Source organism: Streptomyces sp. GL_148 (genome assembly GCF_057834205.1).
The window spans coordinates 8,325,690-8,351,022 of record NZ_CM174396.1 but is presented as its reverse complement, the minus strand read 5'-3'; the positions used below and the strand labels follow the sequence as shown (position 1 = coordinate 8,351,022).

Here is a 25,333-nt window from a genome sequence, read left to right as displayed (position 1 = left end):
CCATGCACCGCCCGTCCCTCCTGCGCAACAGACTCGTCCGCGGCCTCGGTGCCACGACCGCCGCCGTCGCCCTCGCCGCCGGACTCACCGCGTGCGGCGGCGACGCGAAGGCCACCGGCACCGCGTCGGGCTCCGACAAGGTGACCATCGGCGCCTTCTCCAACGGCGCCGCGCAGCAGGCAGAACTGACCGTCCCCGTCGTCGAGTCCCTGCGCGCACAGCTCCCGAAGGCCGTGCGCGACCGCGGTGAGCTGGTCATCGGGGTGGGCGCCCTGCCCGCCGGGTCCCCGCCCCTCAACTACGTCGGCACCGACCAGAAGACCATCACCGGTTCGGAGCCCGACCTCGGCCGCCTGGTCGCCGCGACCCTGGGCCTGAAGCCCGTGGTGAAGAACTCCACGTGGGAGAACCTCTTCGTCGGCATCGACAGCGGCAAGGCCGACGTGGCCTTCACCAACGTCACGGTCACCGAGGAGCGCAAGAAGAAGTACGACTTCGCGTCCTACCGGCAGGACAACCTGGCCTTCGAGGCCCTGAAGGAGAACACCTGGGAGTTCGGCGGCGACTACCGCAACCTGGCGGGCAGGACGGTGTCGGTCGGCAAGGGCACCAACCAGGAGAAGATCCTTCTGGAGTGGCAGAAGAAGCTCCAGTCCGAGGGCAAGGACTTCACGGTCAAGTACTTCCCCGACGCCAACAGCGTCTACCTGGCCCTGAGCGGCAAGAAGATCGACCTGAACTTCGGCCCGAACCCGGCGGTCGCCTACCACATCGCCCAGACCGCGAGCGGCAACGCCCCGACCCGCAAGGCCGGTTCGTCCTCCGGCGCCGGCGAGACCCTCCAGGGGCTGATCGCCGCGACCGCGAAGAAGGACAGCGGACTGGCCGAGCCCGTGGCCCAGGCCATCAACCATCTCGTCGGAACCGGCCAGTACGCGCAACTCCTCACTGCCTGGCACCTCTCCGACGAGGCCGTGACCACCTCCCAGGTCAACCCGCCCGGGCTGCCCCTCACCAACTCCTGACCCCGCGGCCGTCCCCGGCCCGGGCACCCCACGGAAGGAGGGTTCCGCCCCCATGAGCACCAGCACCACCACCCCGAGCCCGGTGACCCCAGGGATCCCAGCGGCCCCGGCGGCCCCGCACGTCCTCGACAACCCGGCCTGGGCTTCGCTGTCCGGCCCGCACGCGGCCTTCGCCGTGCGGGCCGGCGGCCACGCCGCCCGCTACGCCGCGGACGTCGCCGTGTTCTCCGCGATCGCCGATCCGGCCGACCCCCGGTCCTGGGACGCGCTGGGCTCCCTGGCCGGCCCCGACGGGGTCGTCGTGCTCTCCGGGGTGCTGACCCCGCCCCACGGCTGGGAGACCGTCGGCTCGACCCCGGGGGTCCAGCTGGTCGACACGTCGCTGCGCGCCGAGCCCGCCCCCGAGGCGGTGCGGCTCGGACCGGCGGACGTGCCCGAGATGCTGGAGCTGATCGGGCTGACGAAGCCGGGGCCCTTCCTGCCCCGCACCGTCGAGTTGGGCACGTACCTCGGCATCCGCCACCGGGGCCGGCTGGTGGCCATGGCCGGGGAGCGGCTGCGCCCGCCCGGGTGGACGGAAATCAGCGCGGTCTGCACCCGTCCAGGCTTCCGCGGCAGGGGTCTGGCGACGCGCCTGGTCCGCGCCGTGGCAGCGGGCATCCGGGACCGGGGAGACGTACCGTTCCTGCACACGGCCGCCGAGAACACCGGCGCGATCCGCCTGTACCAGTCGATCGGTTTCACCGTGCGCCACAGGCCCTTCTTCGTGGCCTTCCGGGCGCCGCGCGGCACGGATGGCATTGCCGCCACACGCATTTAACAGTGCCGAATTCCTTTTCACACTCCCGCCATTCCGCGGCCCTGATTGCGGGTATGCCCTTTTCGAGGAGCGCCGACGTGAAATTCCTGGCCATCACCCTGATCACGGACGGCACGGATCCGGCGACGGGCCTCCCGACTCCGACGCGTGAGCGGTTCCGGCAGGTCGTCGACGCCGCGCTGCTGGCGGAGGAGCTCGGCTTCGACGGGTTCGGGGTCGGCGAGCGCCACGAGCGGCCGTTCCTGTCGTCCTCGCCGCCCGTGGTGCTCTCCCACATCGCCGCGCTGACCCGTCGCATCCGGCTGTACACCGCCGTGACCACCCTGAGCCTGCTGGACCCGGTGCGGGCGTACGAGGACTACGCGACCCTCGACCACCTCAGCGACGGCCGGCTGGAGCTGATGATCGGCAAGGGGAACGGCACCGCGCAGCGCGACCTTTTCGACGTGAGCTCCGAGGACCAGTGGGAGCGCAACTCCGAGGGCTACGAGCTGTTCCGGCAGATCTGGCGCGAGGAGAAGGTGACGGCGCAGCCCCGCTTCCGGCCCGCGCTGACCGGCGCCGAGGTGCTGCCCAGGCCGTACCAGAAGACGCTGCGGGTCTGGCACGGAAGCGCCACGAGCCGGGAGTCCGTGGATCTCGCGGCGCGCTACGGCGACCCGCTCTTCTCCGCGAACGTCACCCATCCCATCGGCCCGTACGCCGCGTTGATCCGCCACTACCGCGAGCGCTGGGAGCACTACGGACACGATCCGGCCCACGCGGTCGTGGGCGCGGGCACGGCGGGCTTCCACACGGCGCCCACCTCGCAGGGCGCCGTTGCCGCGTACCGGCCGGCGTTCGCCCGGTACCTCGCCGCCCACGCGGCGCAGGGCCTGCAGCCGGTGTTCCCGACCCTGGAGGACTTCGTCGAGCGGAGTTCCGCCCTGATCGGCAGCCCCGAGCAGGTGATCGAGAAGGTGCACCGCTACCACGAGGAGTTCGGGCACACGGTCCTGCACCTCCAGGCCGAGCCGGGCGGGCTGAACGAGGCCCAACACCGCGACTCCCTCGCGCTGTTCCAGTCACGGATCGCTCCGTTGCTGCGCCGCTCGATTCCGGACCCCGCCTTCGCGTGAGGTAGCGAAGGACTGTTGACAGAAGCATCCCCCTGCACCACCCTTTCACTACTTGCCTAGTGAAAGGGTGGTGTTGTCGTGCTCGAGTACCGCATCGACCGGCGTAGCGGCATCGCCACGTACCTGCAGATCGTCCAGCAGACCAAACATGCCCTGCGCCTGGGCCTGTTGGAGCCGGGCGACAAGCTGCCGACCGCGCGCGAGGTCGTCGAGGCCACCGCCATCAACCCGAACACCGTCCTCAAGGCCTACCGCGAACTGGAACGCGAAGGCCTCGTCGAGGCGAAGCGGGGCCTGGGCACCTTCATCCGCAAGTCCCTGGGCGGCGCCCCGGCGGAGTCCCCGCTGCGGGCCGAACTCGCCGACTGGGCGCGGCGGGCACGGGAGGCCGGGATGGAGCGGGACGACGCGGCCGCGCTCTTCTCGGCCGTACTGGAAGAGCACTTCAAGGGGGACGAAGACGTATGACGCACACCGTGATCGAGGCGGAGGGCCTCGGCCTGCGTTACGGACGCCGGGGAGGGTGGGCGCTGCGCGACTGCTCCTTCCGGCTGCCCGAGGGCCGGATCTGTGCACTCGTGGGACCCAACGGGGCTGGAAAGTCCACCCTATTGGCCATCGCGGCCGGCCTCGTGTCCGCGACGGAGGGCCACCTTCGCTCGGTGCCGCGCGAGGAACTGGCCTACGTGGCACAGGACAAGCCGCTCTACCCGCAGCTCACCGTCGGCGAGACCCTGCGCATGGGCCGCGAGCTCAACCCGGGCCGCTGGGACGCGAGTACGGCGGAGCGGATCGTGGAGGCGGGGGACCTCGCCCCGCACGCGAGGATCCGTACGCTCTCCGGCGGGCAGCGCACCCGGGTCGCCCTGGCCCTGGCCCTCGGCAAACGCCCGAGTCTGCTCCTGCTCGACGAGCCGATGGCCGACCTCGATCCGCTCGCCCGGCACCGGCTCATGGGCATGCTGATGGCCGACGCCGCCGAGAACGGCACCTCCGTGGTGATGTCCTCGCACATCCTCACCGAGCTGGAGGGCGCCTGCGACCACCTGCTCCTCGTCGACGGCGGCCGGATCCGCCTCTCCGGCCCCATCGACGAGGTCGGCGCGGCGCACCTGCTGCTCACCGGCCCCGCCGCCGCCCGCGACGAACTCTCCGCTCACACCGTCGTCGAAGCCCGCACGACGGGCCGGCAGCTCACTGCGCTCGTACGGCCGCGGGGCCCCGTCGACAGCAACACCTGGCAGACGACCCACCCGTCCCTGGAGGAACTCTTGCTCGCCCATCTGCGCGCGCCCGACGCGCCGGCGTTCGCTGTCGACGCCACCGAGGGGGTCTCGGCATGAGCACGCTGACGCTGAAGGGGCCGTACTGGGTCACGGTCCGCCAGCACCGGCGCGTGCTGTGGGCGGTGCCCGCCCTCGTGACCGCGAGCCTCGCCGCAGTGATCGCGCTGCGCGTGTTGCTCGGGGATCCGGACTCCGACCGGAAGTACCAGACGGCCCCTTACTACACGTGGGAGCTGCTCCGCCTCTGCATGCAGTATGCAGGTAACACCCTCCTGCTCCTCCCGCTGCTGGTGGGAGCCTTCGTCGCCGGCCCCATGGTCGCCCGCGAGCTGGAGAGCGGGACCTGGCGGCTCGCCCTCACCCAGTCGACGACGGCGAAGGCCTGGCTCGGCTCGAAGGTCCTGGTGGCGGCAGCGGTCTCGGTACTCGCTTCAGTCGCCCTGATCGGGGTCTACCGCTTGGGCTGGGCGGCGGTGGGCGGGACCTGGCAGCTCCACTGGGCCGACCGCGGTCCCTACGAGGCCACCGGTCCGGTGCTCGTCGGCTACTGCCTGCTCAGCTTGGCCCTCGGCGCCCTGGTCGGGCAGTTGGTCCGACGGACCCTGGTCGCCATGGCGCTCACCGGACTCCTCACGGGCCTCGTGCTGTTGGTTCTCGGTGCGCTGCGCTGGTCCTTCCTGCCCGTGGTGACGAGCACCGCCCCCTTCCCGGGGAACTCATTTCCACTGTTGCCGCGCTCCGCCTTGATGATGGACACCGGGTTCCTCACCGGCACCGGCGAGCGCCTTTCCGAGAATGCCTGTTTCGAGCGGACGCAGAGCGTGACCGACTGCCCCGCCGACTTGACCATCACCGCCCGGTACCTGGACTTTCACCCGGCCTCGCACCACTGGCCGACCCAGCTCATCGAAACCTCCATCCTGCTCGCCCTGGCCGCCGCCGCCCTCTACGCCGCCTTCCGCCTGGTGCACGCACGACACCCCTGAACCTCCTGTGAGCAGCCTGAAGGCCCGTTCGACCCGGGGCGAAAGCCCCGGGCCGGCGGGTCCTCCGGTGCTCCGCTCGCGACCATCGCCGCTGGTCAGCGCCGCGCCACGGCCTGTCCAATGGAAGGAGGTCCACGAGGCAGGAGGCGGCCGTGTCCGAAGAGAAGAAGGGTTTCTGCGCCCTCTGCAAGTCGCGCTGCGGCGCGATCTTCACCATCGAGGACGGCCGGCTGACCGGCGTGCGACCGGACCCCGACCATCCCACCGGTACCGCGATGTGCCCCAAGGGCCGCTCCGCCCCCGAGATCGCGCACAGCACCCGGCGGCTGACCACCCCGCTGCGCCGGACCAACCCCAAGTCCGACCCGGACCCGGGCTGGGTGCCCGTCTCCTGGGACGAGGCGATGGAAGAGATCGCCGAGAAGATCGGGGCGATCGCCGCCGAGAGCGGCCCCGAATCGGTGGCCTTCGCCGTGGCCACACCCTCCGGGACCATGGTCTCGGACGCCACCGAGTGGATCGAGCGCTTCGTACGCCTCTTCGGCAGCCCCAACACCGTGTACAGCGCGGAGATCTGCAACTGGCACAAGGACTTCGCACACGCCTTCACCGTCGGCTCGCCGATCCCGCCGCCCGACTACGCGAACGCGGACCTCACCCTCCTGTGGGGCTTCAACCCGGCCAAGACCTGGCTCGCCCAGTCCGCCGCCCTCTCCGCCGCCCAGGCGACCGGCATGAAACTCGCGGTCGTGGACCCGCGCCGCTCCACCAGCGCGCTGCGGGCCGACCACTGGCTGCGGGTCCGGCCCGGCACCGATGCCGCGCTCGCCCTGGGCCTGGCCCACCTGCTCATCACCGACGAAGGCTACGACGCAGCCTTCGTACGCGCCTGGACCAACGGCCCCCTCCTCGTCCGCGCCGACAGCGGAAGGTTCCTGCGCGCGGCCGAACTCCCCGGCACACCCGACGAGCGCGCCGGCTTCGCCGTCCTCGACGAGGAGACCGGCCTGGCCGAGCCGTACGACACCGCGCGCGCCGCCGACCGCCCGGAGCGCTTCGCCCTCCGCGGAACGCGGGCGGTCGCCCTCCGCGACGGCTCGGTCGTCGACTGCGCGCCCGCCTTCGAGCGGTACGCCGACGCCTGCGCGGCCTGGCCTCCGGCCCGGGTCGCGGCCACCACCTGGATCCCCGAGCGGGAGATCCGCGCCCTCGCCGCGGAGATCGCGGCCGCTCCCTCGGTCACCTACTACGGGTGGACCGGAGTGGGGCAGAGCGCGAACGCCGCGCAGACCGAACGGGCCCTGGCCACCCTCTACGCACTGACCGGCTCCTACGACGCCCCGGGCGGCAACCACGTCGTCCCCGCCCCGCCCTACAACCCGGCCACGTCCTTCGCCCAGTTCGCCCCCGAACAGCGCGCCAAGGCCCTCGGGCTCGACAAGCACCCGCTGGGCCCGCCGGCCTTCGGCTACATCAACTCCGGCGACCTGTGTACCGCCATCGAGACGGGCCGCCCCTATCCGGTCCGCGCCCTCGTCGGCTTCGGGTCCAACCTGGTCGTGGCCCAGCCCGACTCCGACCGCACGGCGCGGGCCCTGGGCGCGCTCGACTTCCAGGTCCACCTGGACCTCTTCCACAACCCGACCAGCACGAGCGCCGACATCGTCCTGCCGGTCAACAGCGCCTACGAGCACGAGGCCCTGCGCTTCGGCTTCGAGGTCAGCCACCGGGCCCAGGAGCACGTCCAGCTGCGGCCACGGATGGTCGAACCGCAGGGCCAGTCCCGCAGCGACACCGAGGTCGTCTTCGATCTCGCCTGCCGCCTGGGCATGGGCGCCGACTTCTTCGGCGGGGACATCGAGGCCGCCTGGAACTGGCAGCTCGAACCCCTCGGCCTGACCGTCGAGGAGTTGCGCCGGCGCCCGGGAGGCGTCCGGGTGCCCCGCGAGGAGTCCTACCGCAAGTACGCCGCCCCCGTAGCAGGCGAAGGCGACACCGTGACCGGCTTCGCCACGCCCACCCGGCGCGTCGAGCTGTACTCCGAACGGCTGCTGGAGCACGGATACCCGGCCGTACCCGAGCACCACGACCCCGCGCCCACGGACGCGGCGTACCCGCTCGTGCTGACCTGCGCCAAGCACGGGTACTTCGTCCACAGCCAGCAGCGTTCCCTGACCTCGCTGCGCCGCCGGGCCACCGACCCGTCCGTGGACCTGCACCCTCGAACCGCCGCCGCCCACGGCATCGGCGAAGCCCAGTGGGTCGAGCTCGCCACGCGCCTCGGCTCCATCCGGCTCCGCGCCCGCTTCGACGACTCCTTGCACCCCTCCGTCGTCGTGGGCGAGTACGGCTGGTGGCAGGAGGCCACCGATCTCGCCCTCCCGGGCTCCGACCCGACCGCCGCCACGGGCAGCAACTTCAACCGGCTCATCGACCACACCGAGACCGACCCGCTCAGCGGTTCCGCCCCGATGCGGGCGGCCACCTGCCGGATCGGCCCGATTCCCGGAGACGGCACCTGGACCGGGACCCGCCCCTTCACCGTGACGGCCCTCACCGAGGTGAGCTCCGGCATACGCGCCCTGCGGCTCGCCCCGCAGGACGGCGGAGCCCTGCCGGACTACCGGCCCGGCCAGCACCTGACCGTGCGCGCCGAGATGCGGGACGGCACCGTCCAGGACCCCTCGGACGGCCGCAGCTACTCCCTCACCGGACCCGCCCTCGCGGCCGGCCGCACCGACTACGGGGTCGCCGTACGCCACATCCCCGGCGGATCGTTCTCCACCCGGGTCCACGAGGAGCTCCGGGTCGGGGACCGGCTCCACCTGGCGAGCCCGGGCGGCGTCTTCGCCATCCCCACGCACACCGACAACCCGGTGGTGCTCCTCGCGGGAGGGATCGGCATCACCCCGTTCCTCAGCTACCTCGAAACCCTCGCCGCCACCGGCGGCACGGTCCCCGAGGTCGTCCTGCACTACGGCAACAACAACGCGGCCGACCACCCCTTCGGGGACCGGCTGCGCGAACTGGCCGCCCGCATCCCGGCGCTGATGATCGTCGACCACTACGCCGCTCCCGGCGCGGACGAGGTCCTGGGCCGCGACTACGACCGCACCGGGTTCATCACCGTCGACGACATCGACCCCGGCCTCATCGCCCGCCGCGCCCGTTTCTACGTGTGCGGACCGCAGCCCATGCTGGACGCCCTCACCGGTGCGCTGATCGCGCGCGGTGTCCCCCGCTTCGAGGTGTTCAGCGAGAAGTTCCGCCCGGCCCGGCGGGAGGTCACCGTGCCCGACGACGCCGAGTACACCGTCACCTTCGCCCGGTCCGGACGCAGCGCCACCTGGCGCAAGAACGACGGCCCGCTCCTCGCCCTCGGCGAGGCCGCCGGGGTCGCGATGCCGAGCGGCTGCCGGGTCGGGCAGTGCGAGAGCTGTGCCTGCACGGTCCTCAAGGGCACGGCGGCCCACCTGGTGACCCCGTCGGAGGACCTGCCCGACACCGACGTCCTGACGTGCCAGTCCCTGCCCACCTCGGACCTGGTCCTCGACCTCTGAGCCGGAGCCGTCAGGAAGAAGTGCTCTCTTCCTTCTCCTCCAGCCCCTCCAGGCTGTCCATGAAGGAGGAGACGGAGAACACCGCACGGCCGGGGCCGGCCGGACCGTAGCCGGGCGGGGAGCTCAGGCCGAACTCCTCCAGCGTCGCCCGGTAGGTCTCCAGCAGGCGGACGTGGTACTCGAGGGGCGCGCCCAGCGGATTGGCCTTGCCGAGCGGGGTCGTCGGCTCCGGGCACCAGGTGGTGAAGCGCGGGACGACGCCGTGCGACATGAAGAACCGCAGGCCCTCCTGGGTCGACGCGATCGCCTCGCTCACCTTGGTGAAACCGAAGGGCTCGGCCATCTCGATGCCCGCCACGAAGTTCGGGATCACGTTGCGCGGTCCGAACACCTCCGTGGAGTCCAGGATCCTGCGGTGCCATTCGTCGCGGCCGACGTAGCGCTCCTTGCCCGGGCAGTGGAGCTTGAACAGGTACTCGTCCCACACCTCGAAGTTGGGGTGGTAGATCTTGACGCCGTGGTCGTGGAAGCGCTGCACGGCGTCGCGGGGCAGGGCCTGCGCGACGACCTTGCCGGTCCAGCGGCCGGGGAAGCGCTCCTCGATGGCCTTCGCGTACTGGCCGTAGAAGTCCGCCTCGTCACGGCCGCCGACCTGGGAGGTGATCGAGCCTCCCGTGAGGGTGTAGGCCCGGGAGATGCCCGCCGTGTCGTACCGGTCGATGATCTCCAGCGCCTCCAGCACCTCATCGACGGGCTTGACCCCGGTGTAGGGGCGGCCGGCCGCCTTGTGCTGGCGCCAGTTGTGGTTGATGTCGCAGAACTGGCACTCCTCCTTGGCGCCGAAGTACTGGCACACCCGGAAGACCGTCAGGTAGATGAGGTAGCCCCACTGGATGGTCGGCGCGACCTCCATCACCGACTTGCCGTTCGACAGCTTGTGCCGGTAGTACTCCGGCATCGGCGGCAGGCCGACGTCCGCGATCCGTGCGCCGTCCAGGTACAGGCCGAGCGCGCCGTCCTCCCCGCCGCGCACCACGTACGGGGAGTCCGGGTTGACCCGTACGGAGACCACGGTGCGGCGCAGTTCGTACGGGCCGCCCGTGAGCACGATCTCCTCGGGGGGCCGGTTCAGCGCGGCGGCGCCGAGCTCCGGGAGGGTGCGGTGGTCGAAGGAGAAGATGAAGTACGACTTCGGCTTGACGTCGCCCGATGCCCCGTCGGCGCCTCCGCTGAGCGCGGACTCGTCGAAGGCCATGCCGCCCCGCAGGAGGTCTTCCTTGATCACGGCTTCCCGGGGCACGTGCGGGAAGCGCCCCATCAGGTCCTCGATCAGCGCGGTACGGCTGGGACTCTCCATCTGCGGCTCCATTCCAGGCTCCTGCCGGACCGCGGCGGTCCGCCCCCTTGGCGTTCCGCGCGGCGCGGCGTTGATCTCACTCTAGTGAGTGCGCCCGGGCCCGGGCGCAGCGCCTCCTGCGGGCATCAGCTGGAACTCCGGGAAGTTTGCGGGAGCCGTTCGCCGGCGGGTCCGTGGGGCAGGAACGCCGAGGGGTGGGCGCCATGGCTGTGTCCGGGCACCGAGTCCAGGGTTCCGCCGAGGCGGGTCCGGGCCGGGGTGAGGGCGTCCGCCGAGGGTGCCGTGATGATCCAGCGTTCTCCGACGAGGTACGTGCCACCGTACGGCCGGGACTCCGACAGCCACGCGGCCCGGCCCCGGGCCGTGCTGAAGGTGGCCAGCCGGAAGGCCTGCGCGCCCACCGTGCAGGCACCCTCGCGCACCTCCTGCGCGTCGACCGTCACCTCGGGGCTGCTGCAGCCCAAGGCTGCCGCGATCCGGTCCAGCGGCTCGGGGGCGGGGGGCTGGGGCGCCGCTCGACCTTCGCCTGCGCTGGCGACGCTTCCCGTGCCTGCGGTGCCTGCGGTGCAGCCGACGCAGAGGAGGGCGGCGAGCAGGGCGATCACGCGGGGCGCCCGGGGCGCTCCCACTCCCGTGTCTCGCACGGCCGGTCAGCCCGCCGCCGGGATCTTCTTGCCCGCATTGTCCACCGCGAACCAGAGACCTTGTACGCCGTGTCCGTTGGTCTGGCCCGGTGCGGTGTCTCCGGTGAAGAGGTAGACCGGCCAGCAGTCGATCGTCAGTTGACGGGTTCCGTCGGGACGTTCCACTGATCCGACCAGCCCGGCGGGAATTCCGACGGCCTTTTCCCCTTCCACGGGTGCGGCGGGCTTCCACGTGTTCAGGCAGGCGTCGAGGCAGCCGAATTTCATCGGCCAGGCGCTGTCCTTTGCGAACCGGTAGAGGGTGCGCCCCTGGGCGTCCACCATGAGCTTTCCGAGTTTCGCGTCGTTCACGGCGGAGAGCGGCGCGGATTCCTTGCCGGCGTCCGCCGTCTTTCCGGCATCCGCCGCCTTGCCGCCGTCCGCCGCCAGCGCGTGCCACGTGCCGCCGACGCCCTCGCCCTTCGCGTCGCCCGGCCGGGTGTCCTTCGCGTACCGGTACACGGGCCATCCCGCGAGGGTGAGCTGGCGGGTGCCGTCAGGCCGCTCCACCGAGCCGACCAGCCCGGCGTCCATGCCCGCCGGGGCCTGGGCCCCGTCCGCCGGGACCGCGGGCCAGAGGGTGGCGCAGGCGCCCTCGCAGTTCGACCGGGGCGGCTGGGCGGTGTCCTTGTCGAACCGGTAGAGCGTGCCTCCGGCCGCGTCCGTGACCACGCTGCCGACCTCGGGGATCTCCCGGACCGCCAGCTTTCCGGCCGGGGTCGGGTCCTCGTCGGTGGGGTCCGAGTCCGAACCCGCCCCGGCCTCGGCGCCACCCTCCGCGTCCGCGTCCGCATCCGCTTCCGCTTCCGGTCCCGCGCCGTAGCCCTCGCCGTCTCCGGCGCCGTGACCCACCGCCCGTTCCGCCCCCGCCGCCCGTACGGTCACCGTACGGGCGGCGCCGTCGTCGCTGCCGCATCCCGACGCGAGCAGAAGTACCGTCAGCACCGATCCTGCGGCGGCCGTGGTCGCCCGGTTCCTGTTGCCCATGATTCTCTCCTTCGATTTCCGTCCGGCGCGCTTCCGTCGGGATATTCATAAGGTCTGCGGGGGCCGCCGCATTCGATGGAGCGGGAATTTGTCAGATCACGCCAAAGCGTGAACTCATTCCTGGATGCGGAGCGCGAGTGCCGGACAACGGCGCACCGCGCGCAGTGCTTTCGGCCGCAAGGGACCGGGGACCGGCATGACGCCGCGCGCCGGATAGCCGTCCTCGTCGAGCCGCACCACATCGGGCAGCAGGTCCACGCAGAGGCCGTGGCCCTTGCACAACGTCCAGTCCACGACGAGCCGTTCGGGGCTCTCGTCAGCGGGCAGCGGCAGTGCGCCCAGCACGCGCCGCCCGCAGCCGCTGCCGAGCGCGTGGTCACGGAACTCGTCGGGGAAGACGGCCAGCGCTGAGGCCACGAACGAGGACGTGCCGTCCGGGTGCGAGCAGGCTCCCCGGCCGCGCACCCCCCGCATCCGTGCCTGGACCGCGTCGAGGGCCGCCCCGCCCCCGCCCGCCACGAGCCGTTCCACGGCGTCGGCGAGCGAGGGCAGGCCCCGTACGCACGGACCGCACTGGCCCGCCGACTCCCGTGCCAGCCAGCGCGCGACCCGGGCCACCTCGCCCGCCGGGCACGTGTCCTCGGGCAGCGGCAGTACCGCGCCGGCTCCCAGTACCGCGTCGTGGGCCGCCAGCGACTTCCGGGAGACCAGCGCCTCGCGCGCCGCCCCCGGGTCCAGCCAGCGGCCGTGGAAGCCGCCGATCAGCACACCCTGTCCGGGCACGGTGCCGCACAGGTCCAGTACGTACGCCAGGGACGTGCCCAGGGGCACCTCGACGACGGTCGTCCCGGCGACGGTCAGCAGGGTCGTGCCGGGTTCGTCGGGCAGCCCGGCCGTGCCGTACGCGGGCGCGCCCAGGCGGGCGGCGACGGCGAGCTGCGCGTACGTCTCGGCGTTGGACAGCAGGGTGGGCAGGCCGCCGAGGCCCCGCTCGCTGGTCCGCGTCCGGTGCCCGGAGGGCAGGGCGGGCCCGCCGTCGAGGCCGTTCACGAGGGCGGTTCCCTCGCCCGTGACGAAGCGTTCGGGGAGCCGGACGACGCGCACGCGCCGCCCGGCCGGGCCCCGCTCGGCGACGGCTTCGGTGAGGGAGCGCTCCACGTCGGGCCGGGTGACGCCGACGACCACGTCCTCGGCGCCGAGCGCGGCGGCGGCCACCAGCGCGCCGTCGAGCACGAGGTGCGGCACGTAGAGGAGCAGGGCGGCGTCCTTCAGACAACTCGGTTCGCCTTCGGTCCCGTTCACGACCACGGCGCTGCGTCCGTCCTGCCCCCTGGCGGACCGGATGACGGCCCGGAGCTTGCGGGCGAAGGGGAAGCCCGCTCCCCCGCGCCCGCCCAGGGCGATGCCTTCGGCGAGTTCGACGAGCTCCTCGGAGGGATAGCGGGGCAGCGCACCGTGCACGCTCAGATGGCCGGCGCGGTCCAGGCGCTCGACGGCGTCGAGTCCGGCCAGCAGCCGGGGCCCTCCCACGCAGCCGAGGGCGGGCCGCGTCCCGGAGCCGCCGTTCACCGTCCGCTCCGCACGCCGCCGCACGCATCGGGCGACGGCGAGACGGACGGCGGGACGTAGGGCGGGACGTACGGCGGGACAGGCGGCGAGACGGACGGCGGGACGTGCGGCCCCGCGCCCGGATCCGCCGCCGGATCCGGGCGCGCGGGGAACACCGTGGCGCCCGGCTGCCGGGTCAGGCGCGCGGTCAGCAGCTCCGCCGCCCACTCCGCCGGCCTGCGCACGAAGGGCGCCGGGCGGTGCGGCGGCGCCTGCCCGGGCACCCGGGACGGTACGGACGGCGCGTGCGGCGGGGACTGCACCGGTGGCGCGGCCGGTGCGCCGGACGGCCGCGCGGCGGCGAGCGCACGGAGCTTCGCGCGCAGCCGCAGCGCCAGCAGGCCGGCGACGGCGATCAGACACAGGGCGTACCCGGCGCTCACCCAACCACTCGCGGCACGCCCGGACTTGAGCCCGTGCACCAGCGAAGCCCCCCACGCGGGGTACGCACCCATGTGCAGGGCCCGCCACCACAGCGACCGCCCCCGGGTGGCGAAGGCACCGCGGACGGCGCCGGAGACGGCCACGGCGACGAACCCGTAACCGGCCAGGCTGCCGAGGCCGATGAGCAGCGGGCGCTGGCCGTCCGCGAAGGGCAGGACCACGGCGGCGGCGTCGGTCCGGGACCGCCCGACCTTGATCCACACGTGCAGGAGCAGGAACCCGAGGCCGGCGACGGCCAGGCCGCGGTGCGCGGCCTGGGCGACGAGCCGGTGCCCGGAGGCGAGCAGTCTGCGGTCGGTCGCCGCCATGCCCCACAGGACGGCGCCGGTGAGGGAGACCAGCGAGAGCACGCCGGCCGCGTGGTCGAGGAAGTCCCACAGGCGGGTCAGCGCGCCGGCCCGGGCCGCCACGAGCAGGGCGGTCAGGGCCGCGAGGGCGGCCGCGCCCAGGGCCGTGGGGTGCGGCCCCCCGGGGGAGGACAGCAGCGGCGGACGCCGCACCGCCCGCCGGCCGGAGGCGCTCGGCGCCGACGGGGCCGCCGGCGTCGACTTCGTCGGGGAGACGGCTGCGGGTGCCGGGCCGGACACCAGGACCGGTACCCGCCCGGATGGGGCTCCGGCGTGGCGCCGGGTACGGCCTCTCGTGCGGCGGGCCCGGTGCGAACGGCCGGGCAGGCGGGGCTGGAGCAGGGGCATGTGGTCTCCCATACGTCCGGACCCGAGCACTTCCACCTCGCGCTCGGCGCCCGGCGGTCGACGTCGTAACCGCTCCTCGGCGGGCGGGAGATGGGCGCCTGGCCCACCGGGCCGGCCGGGAGCGGGGGCCGGAGTGCAGAAGCATCGTGGAGGTATGCAAGCCCTCCACGGGATTTATCGAAACGTGATAATTTCTGGCCCTCGCACAGCCATCGCATCGAACATCCCCGGAAGATTCCCTTCCAGTGGTGCGGTTGCGACGGGGTTGACGCCTGATCCGCCGCCGCACCTCCCCGACGGCGATCGAGCCGATGCCGCGGGACTGCGGGCTTGCCACCGTCCCACGGGGCAGGCCATACCCCGGCTTGAACGAGGTAACAATGTGCGAACTTCTGAACCGCATCTGGTCCCGCCCGCGCGGCGAGTGGACCCGGGTCCTGCGCAAGGAACTGCCCACGCTGGCGGCGGGAATGGTGGAGGAACTGCGGGAGACCGTCCCCGGATTCTCGGCGCTCGCCCGGGACATCGGAGACGAGGTGGTCAGACGGAGGATGGAGGGGGCCCTACTCACCGCCCTCGGCTACCGCGAGGGCGCCGGCGGCACCGGGGCTACGGAGACCCGCACGGGAGACGGAGCCGACTCGGCCCACGCCCGGGAGCCCTCGCACCACCACGCACTGACCCGGTCCGGCTCCGGGCCCACCACCACGACGGCCGCGGCCTTCGAGGCCGAGCACGCCCGGCCCCACCCGCACGCCCACCCACCCGCACACCCGCACGCGGCCTTCCGCGGCGGGGAGTTGCCACCGCTCCAGGCCGTGCCCTTACAACGGTTCGGCTCGGTCCGCGAGGACGCCCGGCGCGAGCTCTTCGCCGCGCTCACGGGTGACACCCCGCACCGCGAAACGGCCCTCGCCGAACTGGCCGAGCTCGCCGGACCGGCCGGCTGGCCGCTCCCCGTCGCCGTGCGGGCGGTCGCCCTGGCCTCGCCCGGCGAGACACAGCAGCTCGCGGCCCTCCTCGACGACTGCCTCGGCGGCATGGTCGCGGGCCAGCCCTGCCTGCTCGTCCCCACCGCCGACCCGGAGGCCCGTACCGCCCTGGACGGCGCGCTGCGCGGCCGGCTCGCCGTGGTCGGCCACCCGGTGGCCCCCGGCGACACCGCCTCCTCCCTGCGCTGGGCGGTACGGCTGCTCGCGCTGGTCCCGGCGCAGGCCAGGTCCGGACCGGACGCCCGGACGGTCTTCGTGGACGACCACCTCTCGACGCTCCTGCTGCTCCAGGACGAGCCGCTGGCCCACGCACTCGCCGCACGCTGGCTGCGGCCGCTGGCGGACCTCACCCCGCGCCAGAGCGAGCGGCTCGAAGTCACCCTGCTCGCCTGGCTCGAGGGCGGCGGAGCTCCCGAGGCGGCCAAGGCGCTGAGCGTGCACCCGCAGACGGTCCGCTACCGGATGCGCCAGCTGGAGAAGCTCTTCGGGCCCGGCCTGCGGGATCCGCGCACCCGCTTCGAACTGGAACTGGCGCTGCGCAGCCGCCGGTTGATGGCCCAGGTCCGGCTGCGGCCGGGCCGGGGCAGCCGCCGGGCGCGCGTGGTGGCCGCCGACTTCCGCCCGTCTCCGGGCGACGGCCGCATCGCCCGCGTCAACGGCCTCTAGGTAGACGGGAGCAGGTAGACGGGGACAGGTAGACGTCAGCGGGTAGACGTCAGCGGGTAGAGCGGACGGACGAGGCGGTGCCGGCCACGGAGCGTGCTCCGTGGCCGGCACCGCCTCTCGTCGGGTCAGCGGCAGCTGCGTCCGCCGTTCACGCAGCGCACCGCCCGGGCCATCAGCTCGTCCGGCATGACGTTGATGAAGTCGCCGTGGTCGGTCACCGGCTTGTGCAGCTGCTCGGGAAAGCTGTCCACCGCGAAGCGGGCGCCGGGGGGCGTCGCGTAGACGATCCGCTGCACCAGTTGCGGGACGGCCTTGAAGCCCGCCGGGCAGGAGCCGTCGCGGGCGGCGAAGGCCACGTGGGTGCGGTGGTTGGCGCTGTCGGTGTTCTTTCCGTCCCAGCAGCTCTGGAAGGAGAACGTCCGGACCACGTCGGTGCCCTTGGGGCAGATCGGGTACTTGTCCTTCAGCTGGCGGTTCTCGAAGCCGGTGCAGCTCCACGAGGCGTTGGCGTTGGGCGGGCCGTTGGTGAAGGCCTTGGCGTCGCCCGTGATGATCCTCAGGAAGCGGGGCATGGCGGTGACCCGGGAGACGGGGCTTCCCCTGAACTGGATGGTCACCTGCTTCGGGCGCAGGATCGTGCCCACGTTGGCGTCCTGGCCGCCGCCGGGGGCTCCCGCGTCCTGCTCGGCCTTGCCGTCGCGCAGCCGGAGCACCGGCCAGTAGTAGGTGGACAGGTCGCCGTTCGTGCAGGTGGTCGCGGAGGCCGCGAGGCTGTTGTTGGTGGAGAAGGCGTCCGTGGTCCTGTTGCCGACGTAGTCGTGCATGTGATGGGCGCCGTTGCTCACCCCGGGCGCGACGATCACGTTGTCGGGGTTGAGGTGGCGCTCTTCGTTGCGGCCGCACTCCACGGAGAAGGAGCCCTTGGAGGCACCGGACTTGGGGGCGGGGCGCCGTACGTTCGGTTTCACCGAGCCGATGGGGACGAAGTCGGCGCGGGCCGGTCCTCCCTTCAGGACGCCGGTCGCGCCGCCCCGGGCGGTCTCCTCTTCGGCGGCCGGTGCCTCCCGCATCGCGCAGGTGCTCAGCTCCGCCAGCCCGTCGGGGCGGGCGGTGGTCCGTCCGATCGCCTCGGAGACCCGGCCGATCGACGCGCCGCGCCGGTCCTTCAGCTCCCCGAGCAGTGCGTCCGCCGGCGCCCGGCCGGTGGCGAGCCGCTGGTAGGCCTCGGCGATCTGGGTGTCCAGGGCGGCGAGTTCCCGGTCCACTTCGCCCCGTGCCTGATCGGGAACTTCGCGCAGCCGATCGCCCACGTCGGGGCAGTCGATGGTGGCCGTCACCGGCGCCGGGCGCGCCGGGTCCTGGCCCGCGGAGGCCACCTGGCCCGCGGTCAGCACCCCGCCGACCCCCAGGGCGAGTGCGGACACCGCGGCGAGCGCCTTGTACAGGGGACGGGCCTTGCGTTTTCGCCCTGCCCCGTCCTGGCGCGCCGGGCCTTGCGTGGAGTCGTTGTCGCGCATGTGATCACTTCACTTCCTCGGTCGGGTGTCGGTCGGAGGGGGGTCCGTGGGACGGACGGCCGTGGGAGGGACGGCGGGAGGGGTGTCCGCGAGGCCTTCGAAATCGACCAGTCCGCTGGCTTCGAGGACCGCGATGTGGTCCAGGACCGTGGCGTTGGCGTCCGTGGCGAGCTCACGGACGACGGAGTTGCGTGTCTGCGCCCGCACTTGGGCGACCAGCGTGAACACCTTGCCGTGCGCCCGCCGCAACAGCTGCACGAACAGCCGCTCGTACGTGGTCCCTTGGGCCCGGTCCAGCTGGTCGAGCCAGGCCTGCTGCTGGCCGGACGGCCGCTCCGGGAGTTCGACACCGAGCGCCTGGCCCACCTCCAGGACCCTGCGGTCCAGTTCGGCGTGCCCTTCGACGAGGTGTTCACCGGCCGTCCGCACCGATGCGCGGGTCCCCCGCTCCTGGGCCTGCCGGCCCGCGGGCAGCTCCCACAGGCCGGCGAGGCGGACCTTGCGCACGAACTCGCGGTCCTGCGGGGTCAGCGGCCCGAAGGCCGTGTTCATCACCCCGGCGCCGTCGTCATCGCCGGAGGCGGAGGCAGGCGCGGGCGCGGGGGCGGGGGCGGAGGCGGGCGAGGAGGCGAGGGCGGACCCCGCGGCCGGGGCGGCCGCGGCGGTTCTCCCGCCGAAGCTCCGTACCGGTATCAGCAGCGCGATCAGCGTGAGGGCGAGGGCGCCGATGACGATGCCCGTCCCCATCACGTGTCGCGAAGCGACCGACATGCCGCCGACGTTCGTCCGACGGATTGACAGCACTGTGCCTCCTTGGCTCCCGGGACGGCCCGGGAGGCGCACGGAGCACGCCGCTCCCCCGGACCCCGGGTGCCAAGGGACGCTAGTGCCGGCCGCGGCTCCCCCACCGAAGGCCCATCCGGACTGGACAAACATCCGGGCGACCCCCCGAAAGACTGCTACGGTGCCGCCCGCCCGGGGCACCGTGCGGCCCGCGCTCTGACGCCTGACGCGAGGACAAAAACCCCGGCGCGTCGGCCAGTTGTCCGGATTTCCGGTCATTCGCGAGGAGTAGAGGGCCCCGCCCCTCAGGTGGATTCGCCCGGACCGCGGGGTGACCCAGGGTGGGGTCGGACCACCGCCCACCCGAAAGGAACGCCCTCGTGCGCAAGAAACGACTGGCATCCCTCCTGGCCGCCGCCGGGCTCCTCGCGAGTACCGTGCCGCTGCTCGCGGCCGCCCAGGCCTCCGCCCTGCCCACCGACACCGTGCTGTCCACCGGCACCGTCCAGGCCGACGCCGCGTACCTGCGGCAGAAGCCTGACTGGCGCCGGTGCAGCGCCGATCAGCCGGCCTCGTACGAGTGCGCCTCCATCAAGGTGCCGCTCGACTACCGGCGGCCCCGGGGACGCACCCTCGACCTGGCGATGTCCCGGGTGAAGAGCACGAACCCCGCCAAGCGGCACGGGGTCCTCCTGATGAATCCGGGCGGGCCGGGCGGAACCGGACTCGATCTGCCGCTGGCTCTGGGCGAAGTGGCGCCCGCGGAGGTGAGCGAGCAGTACGACCTCATCGGCTTCGATCCGCGCGGGGTCGGCGCCAGCAGCCCCATCAGCTGCGGGCTGGCGGACGACGAGCAGGGCATCGACCGGCCGTACCGGCCCGGGTCCTTCCCCTCCGACGTGGCCTGGGCGCGCTCCATCGCCGAGAAGTGCCGGGAGAAGGCCGGCTCCGTGCTCCCGTACGTCACGACCCGCAACACCGCCCGCGACATGGACACGATCCGTGCCGTCCTGGGCGAGCGGAAGCTCTCGTACCTGGGCTATTCCTACGGGACCTACCTCGGCGCGGTGTACACGCAGATGTTCCCCGGCCGGACCGACCGCTTCGTCCTCGACAGCGGGGTGGACCCGGACCAGATCTGGCGGGGCATGTTCCAGGTCTGGGCGACGGAGGCCGAACCGGCCTTCGCCCGGTGGACGCAGTGGGCGGCGCAGCGCGCGAGCGAGCACCACCTCGGCGAGAGCCCGGCGGCGGTGTCGAAGACGTTCTGGGACCTGGTGGCGCGCGCCGACCGGGATCCGATCGTCTTCCAGGGGCAGAAGTTCAACGGTGACGACATCCGGGGTGCGCGCGGGCTGTTCTTCTATCCGGCGCAGGTCACCCCGCTGGTGGTGGCCCTGAAGGAGGCCGCCGAGGGGAAGCCGGCGACCACTCCCGGCGTCTCCGGGCCGGACTTCGACATGAAGCGGGCGCTCGCCGGCACCTCCGGGGCCCCGGCCGAGCCCGCCTCCGACAACTCCATCGCCGTCTTCTGGAGCGTGGTGTGCGGGGACACGGACTCCTGGCCGCGCGATCCCGAGCGCTACCGGCGCGACGCGGTCCGGGACAAGGCCGCGTACCCGCTCTACGGGGACTTCGCCTCGAACATCAAGCCGTGCGCCTTCTGGCCGCGGCCACTCGAGCCGCAGACCCCGATGAAGGCGCGGGCCGGCGTGCTGACCGTCCAGAACGAGTGGGACTCGCAGACCCCGCTGGTCAGCGGCCAGGGCCTGCACCGGGCGCTGAAGGGCTCGCGGATGGTGCTCGCACAGGGCGGTGAGGGCCACACGGTGTACCTGGCCGACCCCACCTCCTGCGTCAACACCCCGGTCACCGCGTACCTGACCACCGGCCGGCTGCCGGCCGAGGACATCACCTGCCGCGCGCCGTCACCGGGCGCGGACAGGCAGGGGGCGCCGGCCGAGCCGCTGCCGATTCCGTCCGGGCCCGGACGGTTCTGACCCGGCCCGGTCCTCCCCGGCCAGGACACTTCTGACCCGGCCCGGTCCTCCCCGGCCAGGACACTTCTGACCCGGCCCGGTCCTCCCCGGCCAGGACACTTCTGACCCGGCGCGGTCCTCACACCGGCCGTGGGGACGCCTCCACCGCCGCCTTGATCCGGCGGCCGAAGTCGGGGGCGTCCTTGCGCGCCGCGCTCAGCGCGAGGCCGACCGGGCGGCGTCCGAAACCGTGCCCGGTCAGGGTGTTGAAGACGCGCAACCGCGTCCGCCCTCCGGGGAGTTCCGCCAGGCCGTAGCCGCCCTCGGCCGTCAGCGGGTTCTTGCTGAGCTCCGACCAGCGGATCCTTCCCGCCGCGTCGAGTCTGCCCACTGCCGGCCCCACTGCCCGGACCCGCCTTCCACGATCGCCGAGCCTGCCTCCGGGCGCACCGCCGCACGCTCAGGCCCGGCCTGAGGCACCGGCCCCGGCGCCCGCCCCGACCCCCCGGTCGAGCAGGGCCAAGTCCGCGGTCAGCTCGTCCAGCCAGGCCATCGCGCTGTAGAACACCGGCGGCGCATCTTCGGGTCCCGGCCGTCGCGGGGCGGGGCCGGCAGGCCAGGGGTCCCTGGGCCCGGGGTCTACGGGCCCCGGGTCCGTGGGCCCGGTGGCGTGTCCGGGGTCCGCGGCCGCTGCCGCCCGGCGCAGGCCGGCCGCCACCCAGGCCCCGTACTCCCGCACCACCGCCTCCTCGCGCGGCCCGGGCGGGGCGCCGGGCGGTCTGCGGCCGCCCCACAGGACGTGGTGGCCGGTCATCATCGCCGCGTGCCAGTCCTCGCCCGGGGCGGTGGCCGGATGCTGTCGCTCCGTCTGGTACTGGGCGTACGCGCTCTCCGCCATGGCCAGCGCGTGCCGCACCCGCCGGTCGGGCTCCACCGCGCGGGACCGCCCGAAGGCGGCCGTGGCCGCCCGGACGTCGTCGGCCGCGGCGTACAGCAGCCCGGCCACGGCGCGGCCCAGTTCGTCGTGGGCGCCGCGCGGCCAGGCCAGCAGTCCGCACACCATCCCGATCACGCTGCCGACCAGGACGTCCAGGAACCGGACCTCGGCCAACTGCCAGGTGACGGGGGCGAGCTGGGCGAAGGCCATGGCGACCACCAGGGTGAACACGGCCTGCGCCCAGCCCACGCCGCGCACGGGCCCGACGCAGAACGCGAACAGCATCAGCGGCGGCAGCACGATCGCGTACACCGTGCTCGCCTCCCCGGCCAGCGCGAGGACCCCGCCGGCGGCGACCGCGCCCACCAAGGTGCCGATCAGGGCCGCCCGGACGGTGGCCCGGGTCTGCTCGGCGTTGGTGCGGGTCAGGCTGAGGACGGCGAGCATGGCCCAGAAGCCGTGCGGCAGGGAGTCCAGTCCGGCGACGGCGCGGGCCACCGCGAGGGCCAGGCCGATCCGGACGGCGTTCTGGAAGTGCACGGACCGGGGCCCGGTGTTCGCTGCCAGCCGGTACCACCAGAGCCGTACCGGCCCCTCCTCGGCGTACCAGAACCGGTCGGCCGGCCCGGCGACCGGCCCCGCCTGCGGCCCCGCGGTGTCGGCGGCCCCCGCACGCCCCCGTACGGCGATCCCGGCGGCGCCGCGCAGGACGAGCGCGGCGTCCGCCAGCTCCACCAGCGCGGCGTTGCGGAACCCGGGCCCGGGACCCGTCACGGGGGTCCGGGCGAGGGAGACCTGCAGGTCCCGCAGCCGGGTGGAGTCCGTCGCGGGCGGGCTCCCCGCCCCGAGCAGCCCGGCCGTCCCGGACGCCGAATCGCGCACGGCCCGTACGAGCTCCAGCCCGTCCGGCCCGGCCCGCGGGCCCGGCTCCGGCGGGGGCAGGGACTGGAGGCGGGCCAGCAGGGTGCGGGCCGCCAGCCCGGTGTGGGCCAGCGCCCGTTCCCGTACGCCGGGTCCCGCGGGCCGCTGCGCCTCCTCGACCCGGGAGGGCCGCAGGGCCTGCGCCCGCTCCGCGGCACGGGCGGACTCCGCCGCGGGGAGGGTGTGGGGCGGCCGCTCCAGCGCGGCGGCGCACCCGGCCGCCTCGTCCGCGGCTGCGGCGGCCAGGTCCCGGTAGCCGGGGACGACCGGGTCGGGCAGCACGGTGGCCTCGGCGAGGATCAGCAGCAGCACCCCGGCGACGGTGCCGGTCAGCCGCTGGCCGAGGGTGTCGGGGGCGTACGGCGGGAAGCTGGGCAGGATGTACAGCAGCTGCAGCCCGGGTGCGGCGCCCGCCGGGCGGGGTCCGGCCGCCGAGGAGAAGGCCACGCAGAAGCCGATGACCAGCATGCCCGCCACGGCGGCCCAGGTCCGCACCGACAGCCAGGTGCCCAGGACCACCAGCGCGCAGGCGGCGGGGAGCACCCGGGCGACGACCAGGGCCCGCTGGTGTCCGCTGCCCGGTATCCGGGAGAGCCCGGCCAGCGCGACGGCCGCGAAGAGCGCGTAGGTGGCCTCGACGGGCCGGTCCAGCCCGTACAGGAACCCGTAGAAGCCGATGCCGGCGGCGAGGGTGACCCGGACGGCCCGCCGCGCGGCCGCCGGCAGGGGGCCGGTGCCGGTACGGAGCTCCATCAGGGCGGCACGCACCCTTTCAGCGTGCCACCGGGCGCCCCTGCGGTCCTGCCGTATCGCTTGACACTTCGTCAGGGTGGGCGCAACTTATATCGGCGGCCCGATATAACTCGGCACCCGACGCAGCTCGGCACCCGACCTAGCTCGGCACCCCATACGACTCGGCGTCCCGATACGACCAGCACCCCGGAGGCCCGGTGGAGCCGTCCCGCACACGAGAACAGCCCCGGCGCCGCACGCCGCGGGCGCAGCGCACGCCGCAGGCGCAGCGCAAGTCCGAGAGCCGCGCCCGCCTCATCGACGCGGCAGCCGGCCTCTTCGCCCGCAAGGGGTTCCACGGCGTCTCCGCCGAAGCCGTCGCCGAGGCGGCAGGGCGGACCACTGGCGCGCTCTACAGCCACTTCGGCGGCAAGGAGGGCCTGCTGCTGGCACTCCTGGAGGTCTGGAAGGAGCGCACGAGCGAGGAACTGGCCGCCGAGATCGAGGCCGGGGACCCGGCCGACCCCGCCGTGCACTTCTCGGCGATGTGGGGCAGCCTCACCCGCCCGCACCCCGAGCACGGCGACTCCTGGCTGCTGCTGGAGACGGAGCTGTGGCTGCACGCCGCCCGCGGGCCCCTCATCGGGGACCGGCTCGCCCAGCGGTACACCGAGATCCGCGCCCAGCTCGGCGAGGGCCTGGCCGACTGGGCGCAGGCCACCGGAACCCCCATGACCCGTACACCAGAGGAGACCGGCGCCCTCGTGCTCGGCATCCTCCTGGGCCTCGCCATGCAGCACCGCCTCGAACCGCGCGCCGTCCCCGACGGGCTCGTCATCGAGGCCCTCGGCGCCGTCCTGGGCCTCGGCAGCCCGTCCGACCCGGATCCGCGCCACCCCGATTCCGTCCGTCCGACGAAGGGAACCGCCCCGTGCCGCCCACCGGCGAGATAGACCTCCTTGAGGACACCTGGGCCCGTGAGGTCCCGCACGCCCAGTTCACCCGGCTGCGCCGGGAGGACCCGGTCCACTGGCACGAGGTGCCGGGCCCGCACGCCGGCTTCTACGCCGTCACCCGCCACGCCGACGTCAAGGCCGTCAGCCGCGACCCCGAGCTGTGGTCCACCGAACTCGGCTCGTTCATGATCCGCGACCAGAACCCCGAGTCCCTGGAGACCCTGCGCCTGGTCCTGCTGGGCATGGACGCCCCGCGCCACTCCCGGTACCGCTCGCTGGTCAGCGCGGGTTTCACCCCCCGGGTCGTACGAAGGCTCGCGGTCCGGATCCAGGAGCGGGCGGTCGCCCTGGTGGAGCGCGCGGTCACCCCGGGCCGGGACATGGACTTCGTCGCGGAGGTCGCCGCATGGCTGCCGATCCAGACGATCTGCGAGATGGTCGGCGTGCCCGAGGGGGACGAGCGGCTGATCTTCGAGTGGAGCAACCGGATGGCGGGCTCCCAGGACCCCGAGCTCTCGGCCGGCAAGCACGACAGCGATCTCGCGGCCGCCGAGATCTACGCCTACTGCGACGCGCTCGCGGACGAGCGGCGGGCCCGCCCCCGGGAGGACATCCTCTCGACGCTGGTCCACGCCGAGGTCGACGGGGACCGGCTGTCGCCGGACGAGATCAACATGTTCTTCGTACTGCTCTGCGTCGCGGGCAACGAAACCACCCGCAACCTGCTCTCCGGCGCCCTGCTCGCCCTGATCGACCACCCCGCGGCGCGCGCCGAACTGGCCTCGGCCCCCGAGGACGAGGCCCTGTGGACCACGGCGACGGAGGAGTTCCTGCGCTGGGGCGGTTCGATCCACAACTTCCGGCGGACCGCCACCCGTGACACGGTCCTGAACGGGCGGCCCGTCGCCGAGGGGCAGAAAGCGGTCACGTACTACACCTCCGCCAACCGCGACGAGGAGGTCTTCGCCGACCCCTTCGTCTTCGACGTCCGCCGCACCCCCAACGAGCACCTCACCTTCGGCGGCGGCGGCCCCCACTTCTGCCTGGGCGCCGGCCTCGCCCGCACCCAGATCAAGGCCCTGGTCCGGGAGCTCCTGCGCCGCCATCCGGAGGTGTCCCTCACGGGGGAGGTGCGCCGCTTGCGCTCGGACTTCATCAACGGGGTCAAGTACCTCCCGGTCCGCTTCGGATAGCCGGGACGGCCGCCCCGGGACCCTCCGGCCCTCCTGGGACCTCCGGCCCTCCCAGGACCTTCGGCCCTCCCGGGGCATCCGCGGCCGC

General features: G+C 73.5%; 19 protein-coding genes and 1 pseudogene. 11 read left to right on the top strand and 9 right to left on the bottom strand.

What is annotated here, in order from left to right:
• Nucleotides 1-2 precede the first annotated feature (2 nt).
• From AC3IYI_RS37605 to AC3IYI_RS37575, 7 genes are all read left to right on the top strand, one after another.
• Complete coding sequence (locus AC3IYI_RS37605) at nt 3-1,025, top strand: transporter substrate-binding domain-containing protein (protein ID WP_489407907.1); 1,023 nt, start codon at nt 3-5, stop codon at nt 1,023-1,025.
• A gap of 52 nt (nt 1,026-1,077) precedes the next feature.
• Nucleotides 1,078-1,845: a GNAT family N-acetyltransferase gene (locus tag AC3IYI_RS37600; protein ID WP_489407906.1), complete on the top strand. Its 768-nt coding sequence runs from the start codon at nt 1,078-1,080 to the stop codon at nt 1,843-1,845.
• Between the two features lie 77 nt (nt 1,846-1,922).
• Complete coding sequence (locus AC3IYI_RS37595; RefSeq protein ID WP_489407905.1) at nt 1,923-2,963, top strand: LLM class flavin-dependent oxidoreductase; 1,041 nt, start codon at nt 1,923-1,925, stop codon at nt 2,961-2,963.
• A gap of 78 nt (nt 2,964-3,041) precedes the next feature.
• The gene (locus AC3IYI_RS37590) at nt 3,042-3,431 is read left to right on the top strand and encodes a GntR family transcriptional regulator (RefSeq protein WP_489407904.1); all 390 of its coding nucleotides are present in this window, start codon (nt 3,042-3,044) and stop codon (nt 3,429-3,431) included.
• Entirely contained in the window at nt 3,428-4,306 is an 879-nt protein-coding gene (locus AC3IYI_RS37585; RefSeq protein WP_489407903.1) for an ABC transporter ATP-binding protein, read from the top strand. The genes AC3IYI_RS37590 and AC3IYI_RS37585 overlap by 4 nt, the downstream gene beginning before the upstream one ends.
• A complete protein-coding gene (locus AC3IYI_RS37580) occupies nt 4,303-5,235 on the top strand; it encodes an ABC transporter permease (RefSeq protein ID WP_489407902.1) in 933 nt (310 codons plus the stop codon). Before AC3IYI_RS37585 ends, AC3IYI_RS37580 begins: the two co-directional genes overlap by 4 nt.
• A 152-nt stretch (nt 5,236-5,387) precedes the next feature.
• Nucleotides 5,388-8,795: a molybdopterin-dependent oxidoreductase gene (locus tag AC3IYI_RS37575; protein ID WP_489407901.1), complete on the top strand. Its 3,408-nt coding sequence runs from the start codon at nt 5,388-5,390 to the stop codon at nt 8,793-8,795.
• Between the two features lie 10 nt (nt 8,796-8,805).
• Here the strand turns inward: AC3IYI_RS37575 and AC3IYI_RS37570 are convergent, their stop codons facing one another.
• The 5 genes from AC3IYI_RS37570 to AC3IYI_RS37550 form a co-directional block, all read right to left on the bottom strand.
• Complete coding sequence (locus tag AC3IYI_RS37570) at nt 8,806-10,152, bottom strand: radical SAM protein (protein ID WP_489407900.1); 1,347 nt, start codon at nt 10,150-10,152, stop codon at nt 8,806-8,808.
• Nucleotides 10,153-10,277: 125 nt separating this feature from the next.
• A complete protein-coding gene (locus AC3IYI_RS37565; RefSeq protein ID WP_489407899.1) occupies nt 10,278-10,757 on the bottom strand; it encodes a hypothetical protein in 480 nt (159 codons plus the stop codon).
• A 45-nt stretch (nt 10,758-10,802) separates the two neighbouring features.
• The gene (locus AC3IYI_RS37560) at nt 10,803-11,822 is read right to left on the bottom strand and encodes an SCO0930 family lipoprotein (protein WP_489407898.1); all 1,020 of its coding nucleotides are present in this window, start codon (nt 11,820-11,822) and stop codon (nt 10,803-10,805) included.
• Between the two features lie 114 nt (nt 11,823-11,936).
• The gene (locus AC3IYI_RS37555; protein WP_489407897.1) at nt 11,937-13,391 is read right to left on the bottom strand and encodes an NADH-ubiquinone oxidoreductase-F iron-sulfur binding region domain-containing protein; all 1,455 of its coding nucleotides are present in this window, start codon (nt 13,389-13,391) and stop codon (nt 11,937-11,939) included.
• Nucleotides 13,388-14,569, bottom strand: a complete 1,182-nt coding sequence (locus tag AC3IYI_RS37550; RefSeq protein WP_489407896.1) for a hypothetical protein — start codon at nt 14,567-14,569, stop codon at nt 13,388-13,390. Before AC3IYI_RS37550 ends, AC3IYI_RS37555 begins: the two co-directional genes overlap by 4 nt.
• Before the next feature lie 380 nt (nt 14,570-14,949).
• On the opposite strand from AC3IYI_RS37550, the gene AC3IYI_RS37545 reads away from it, so the two are divergent.
• Complete coding sequence (locus tag AC3IYI_RS37545) at nt 14,950-16,227, top strand: PucR family transcriptional regulator (protein ID WP_489407895.1); 1,278 nt, start codon at nt 14,950-14,952, stop codon at nt 16,225-16,227.
• Nucleotides 16,228-16,352: 125 nt separating this feature from the next.
• On the opposite strand, the gene AC3IYI_RS37540 is transcribed toward AC3IYI_RS37545, so the two are convergent.
• Nucleotides 16,353-17,744, bottom strand: a complete 1,392-nt coding sequence (locus tag AC3IYI_RS37540; protein WP_489407894.1) for a DUF1996 domain-containing protein — start codon at nt 17,742-17,744, stop codon at nt 16,353-16,355.
• Between the two features lie 9 nt (nt 17,745-17,753).
• Nucleotides 17,754-18,548, bottom strand: coding sequence for a DUF4142 domain-containing protein (locus tag AC3IYI_RS37535; RefSeq protein WP_489407893.1), 795 nt, complete (start codon nt 18,546-18,548; stop codon nt 17,754-17,756).
• Nucleotides 18,549-18,907: 359 nt separating this feature from the next.
• On the opposite strand from AC3IYI_RS37535, the gene AC3IYI_RS37530 reads away from it, so the two are divergent.
• Nucleotides 18,908-20,527, top strand: a complete 1,620-nt coding sequence (locus AC3IYI_RS37530; protein ID WP_489407892.1) for an alpha/beta hydrolase — start codon at nt 18,908-18,910, stop codon at nt 20,525-20,527.
• Nucleotides 20,528-20,645: 118 nt separating this feature from the next.
• On the opposite strand, the pseudogene AC3IYI_RS37525 reads toward AC3IYI_RS37530, so the two are convergent.
• A pseudogene (locus AC3IYI_RS37525) lies at nt 20,646-20,888 on the bottom strand (SRPBCC family protein); the annotation flags it as partial.
• 78 nt (nt 20,889-20,966) lie between these two features.
• Nucleotides 20,967-23,132, bottom strand: a complete 2,166-nt coding sequence (locus AC3IYI_RS37520; RefSeq protein WP_489407891.1) for an FUSC family protein — start codon at nt 23,130-23,132, stop codon at nt 20,967-20,969.
• 182 nt (nt 23,133-23,314) lie between these two features.
• On the opposite strand from AC3IYI_RS37520, the gene AC3IYI_RS37515 reads away from it, so the two are divergent.
• Both AC3IYI_RS37515 and AC3IYI_RS37510 read left to right on the top strand, forming a co-directional pair.
• Nucleotides 23,315-24,049, top strand: coding sequence for a TetR/AcrR family transcriptional regulator (locus AC3IYI_RS37515; protein WP_489407890.1), 735 nt, complete (start codon nt 23,315-23,317; stop codon nt 24,047-24,049).
• Complete coding sequence (locus tag AC3IYI_RS37510) at nt 24,028-25,245, top strand: cytochrome P450 (RefSeq protein ID WP_489407889.1); 1,218 nt, start codon at nt 24,028-24,030, stop codon at nt 25,243-25,245. Before AC3IYI_RS37515 ends, AC3IYI_RS37510 begins: the two co-directional genes overlap by 22 nt.
• The last annotated feature ends 88 nt before the right edge of the window (nt 25,246-25,333 follow it).

Bases quoted from the DNA above. Each gene is read 5' to 3' on its own strand.
- AC3IYI_RS37605 (WP_489407907.1), top strand. From the start codon at position 3: ATGCACCGCCCGTCCCTCCTGCGCAACAGACTCGTCCGCGGCCTCGGT.
- AC3IYI_RS37600 (WP_489407906.1), top strand. From the start codon at position 1,078: ATGAGCACCAGCACCACCACCCCGAGCCCGGTGACCCCAGGGATCCCA.
- AC3IYI_RS37585 (WP_489407903.1), top strand. From the start codon at position 3,428: ATGACGCACACCGTGATCGAGGCGGAGGGCCTCGGCCTGCGTTACGGA.
- AC3IYI_RS37580 (WP_489407902.1), top strand. From the start codon at position 4,303: ATGAGCACGCTGACGCTGAAGGGGCCGTACTGGGTCACGGTCCGCCAG.
- AC3IYI_RS37570 (WP_489407900.1), bottom strand. From the start codon at position 10,152: ATGGAGAGTCCCAGCCGTACCGCGCTGATCGAGGACCTGATGGGGCGC.
- AC3IYI_RS37560 (WP_489407898.1), bottom strand. From the start codon at position 11,822: ATGGGCAACAGGAACCGGGCGACCACGGCCGCCGCAGGATCGGTGCTG.
- AC3IYI_RS37550 (WP_489407896.1), bottom strand. From the start codon at position 14,569: ATGCCCCTGCTCCAGCCCCGCCTGCCCGGCCGTTCGCACCGGGCCCGC.
- AC3IYI_RS37545 (WP_489407895.1), top strand. From the start codon at position 14,950: ATGTGCGAACTTCTGAACCGCATCTGGTCCCGCCCGCGCGGCGAGTGG.
- AC3IYI_RS37540 (WP_489407894.1), bottom strand. From the start codon at position 17,744: ATGCGCGACAACGACTCCACGCAAGGCCCGGCGCGCCAGGACGGGGCA.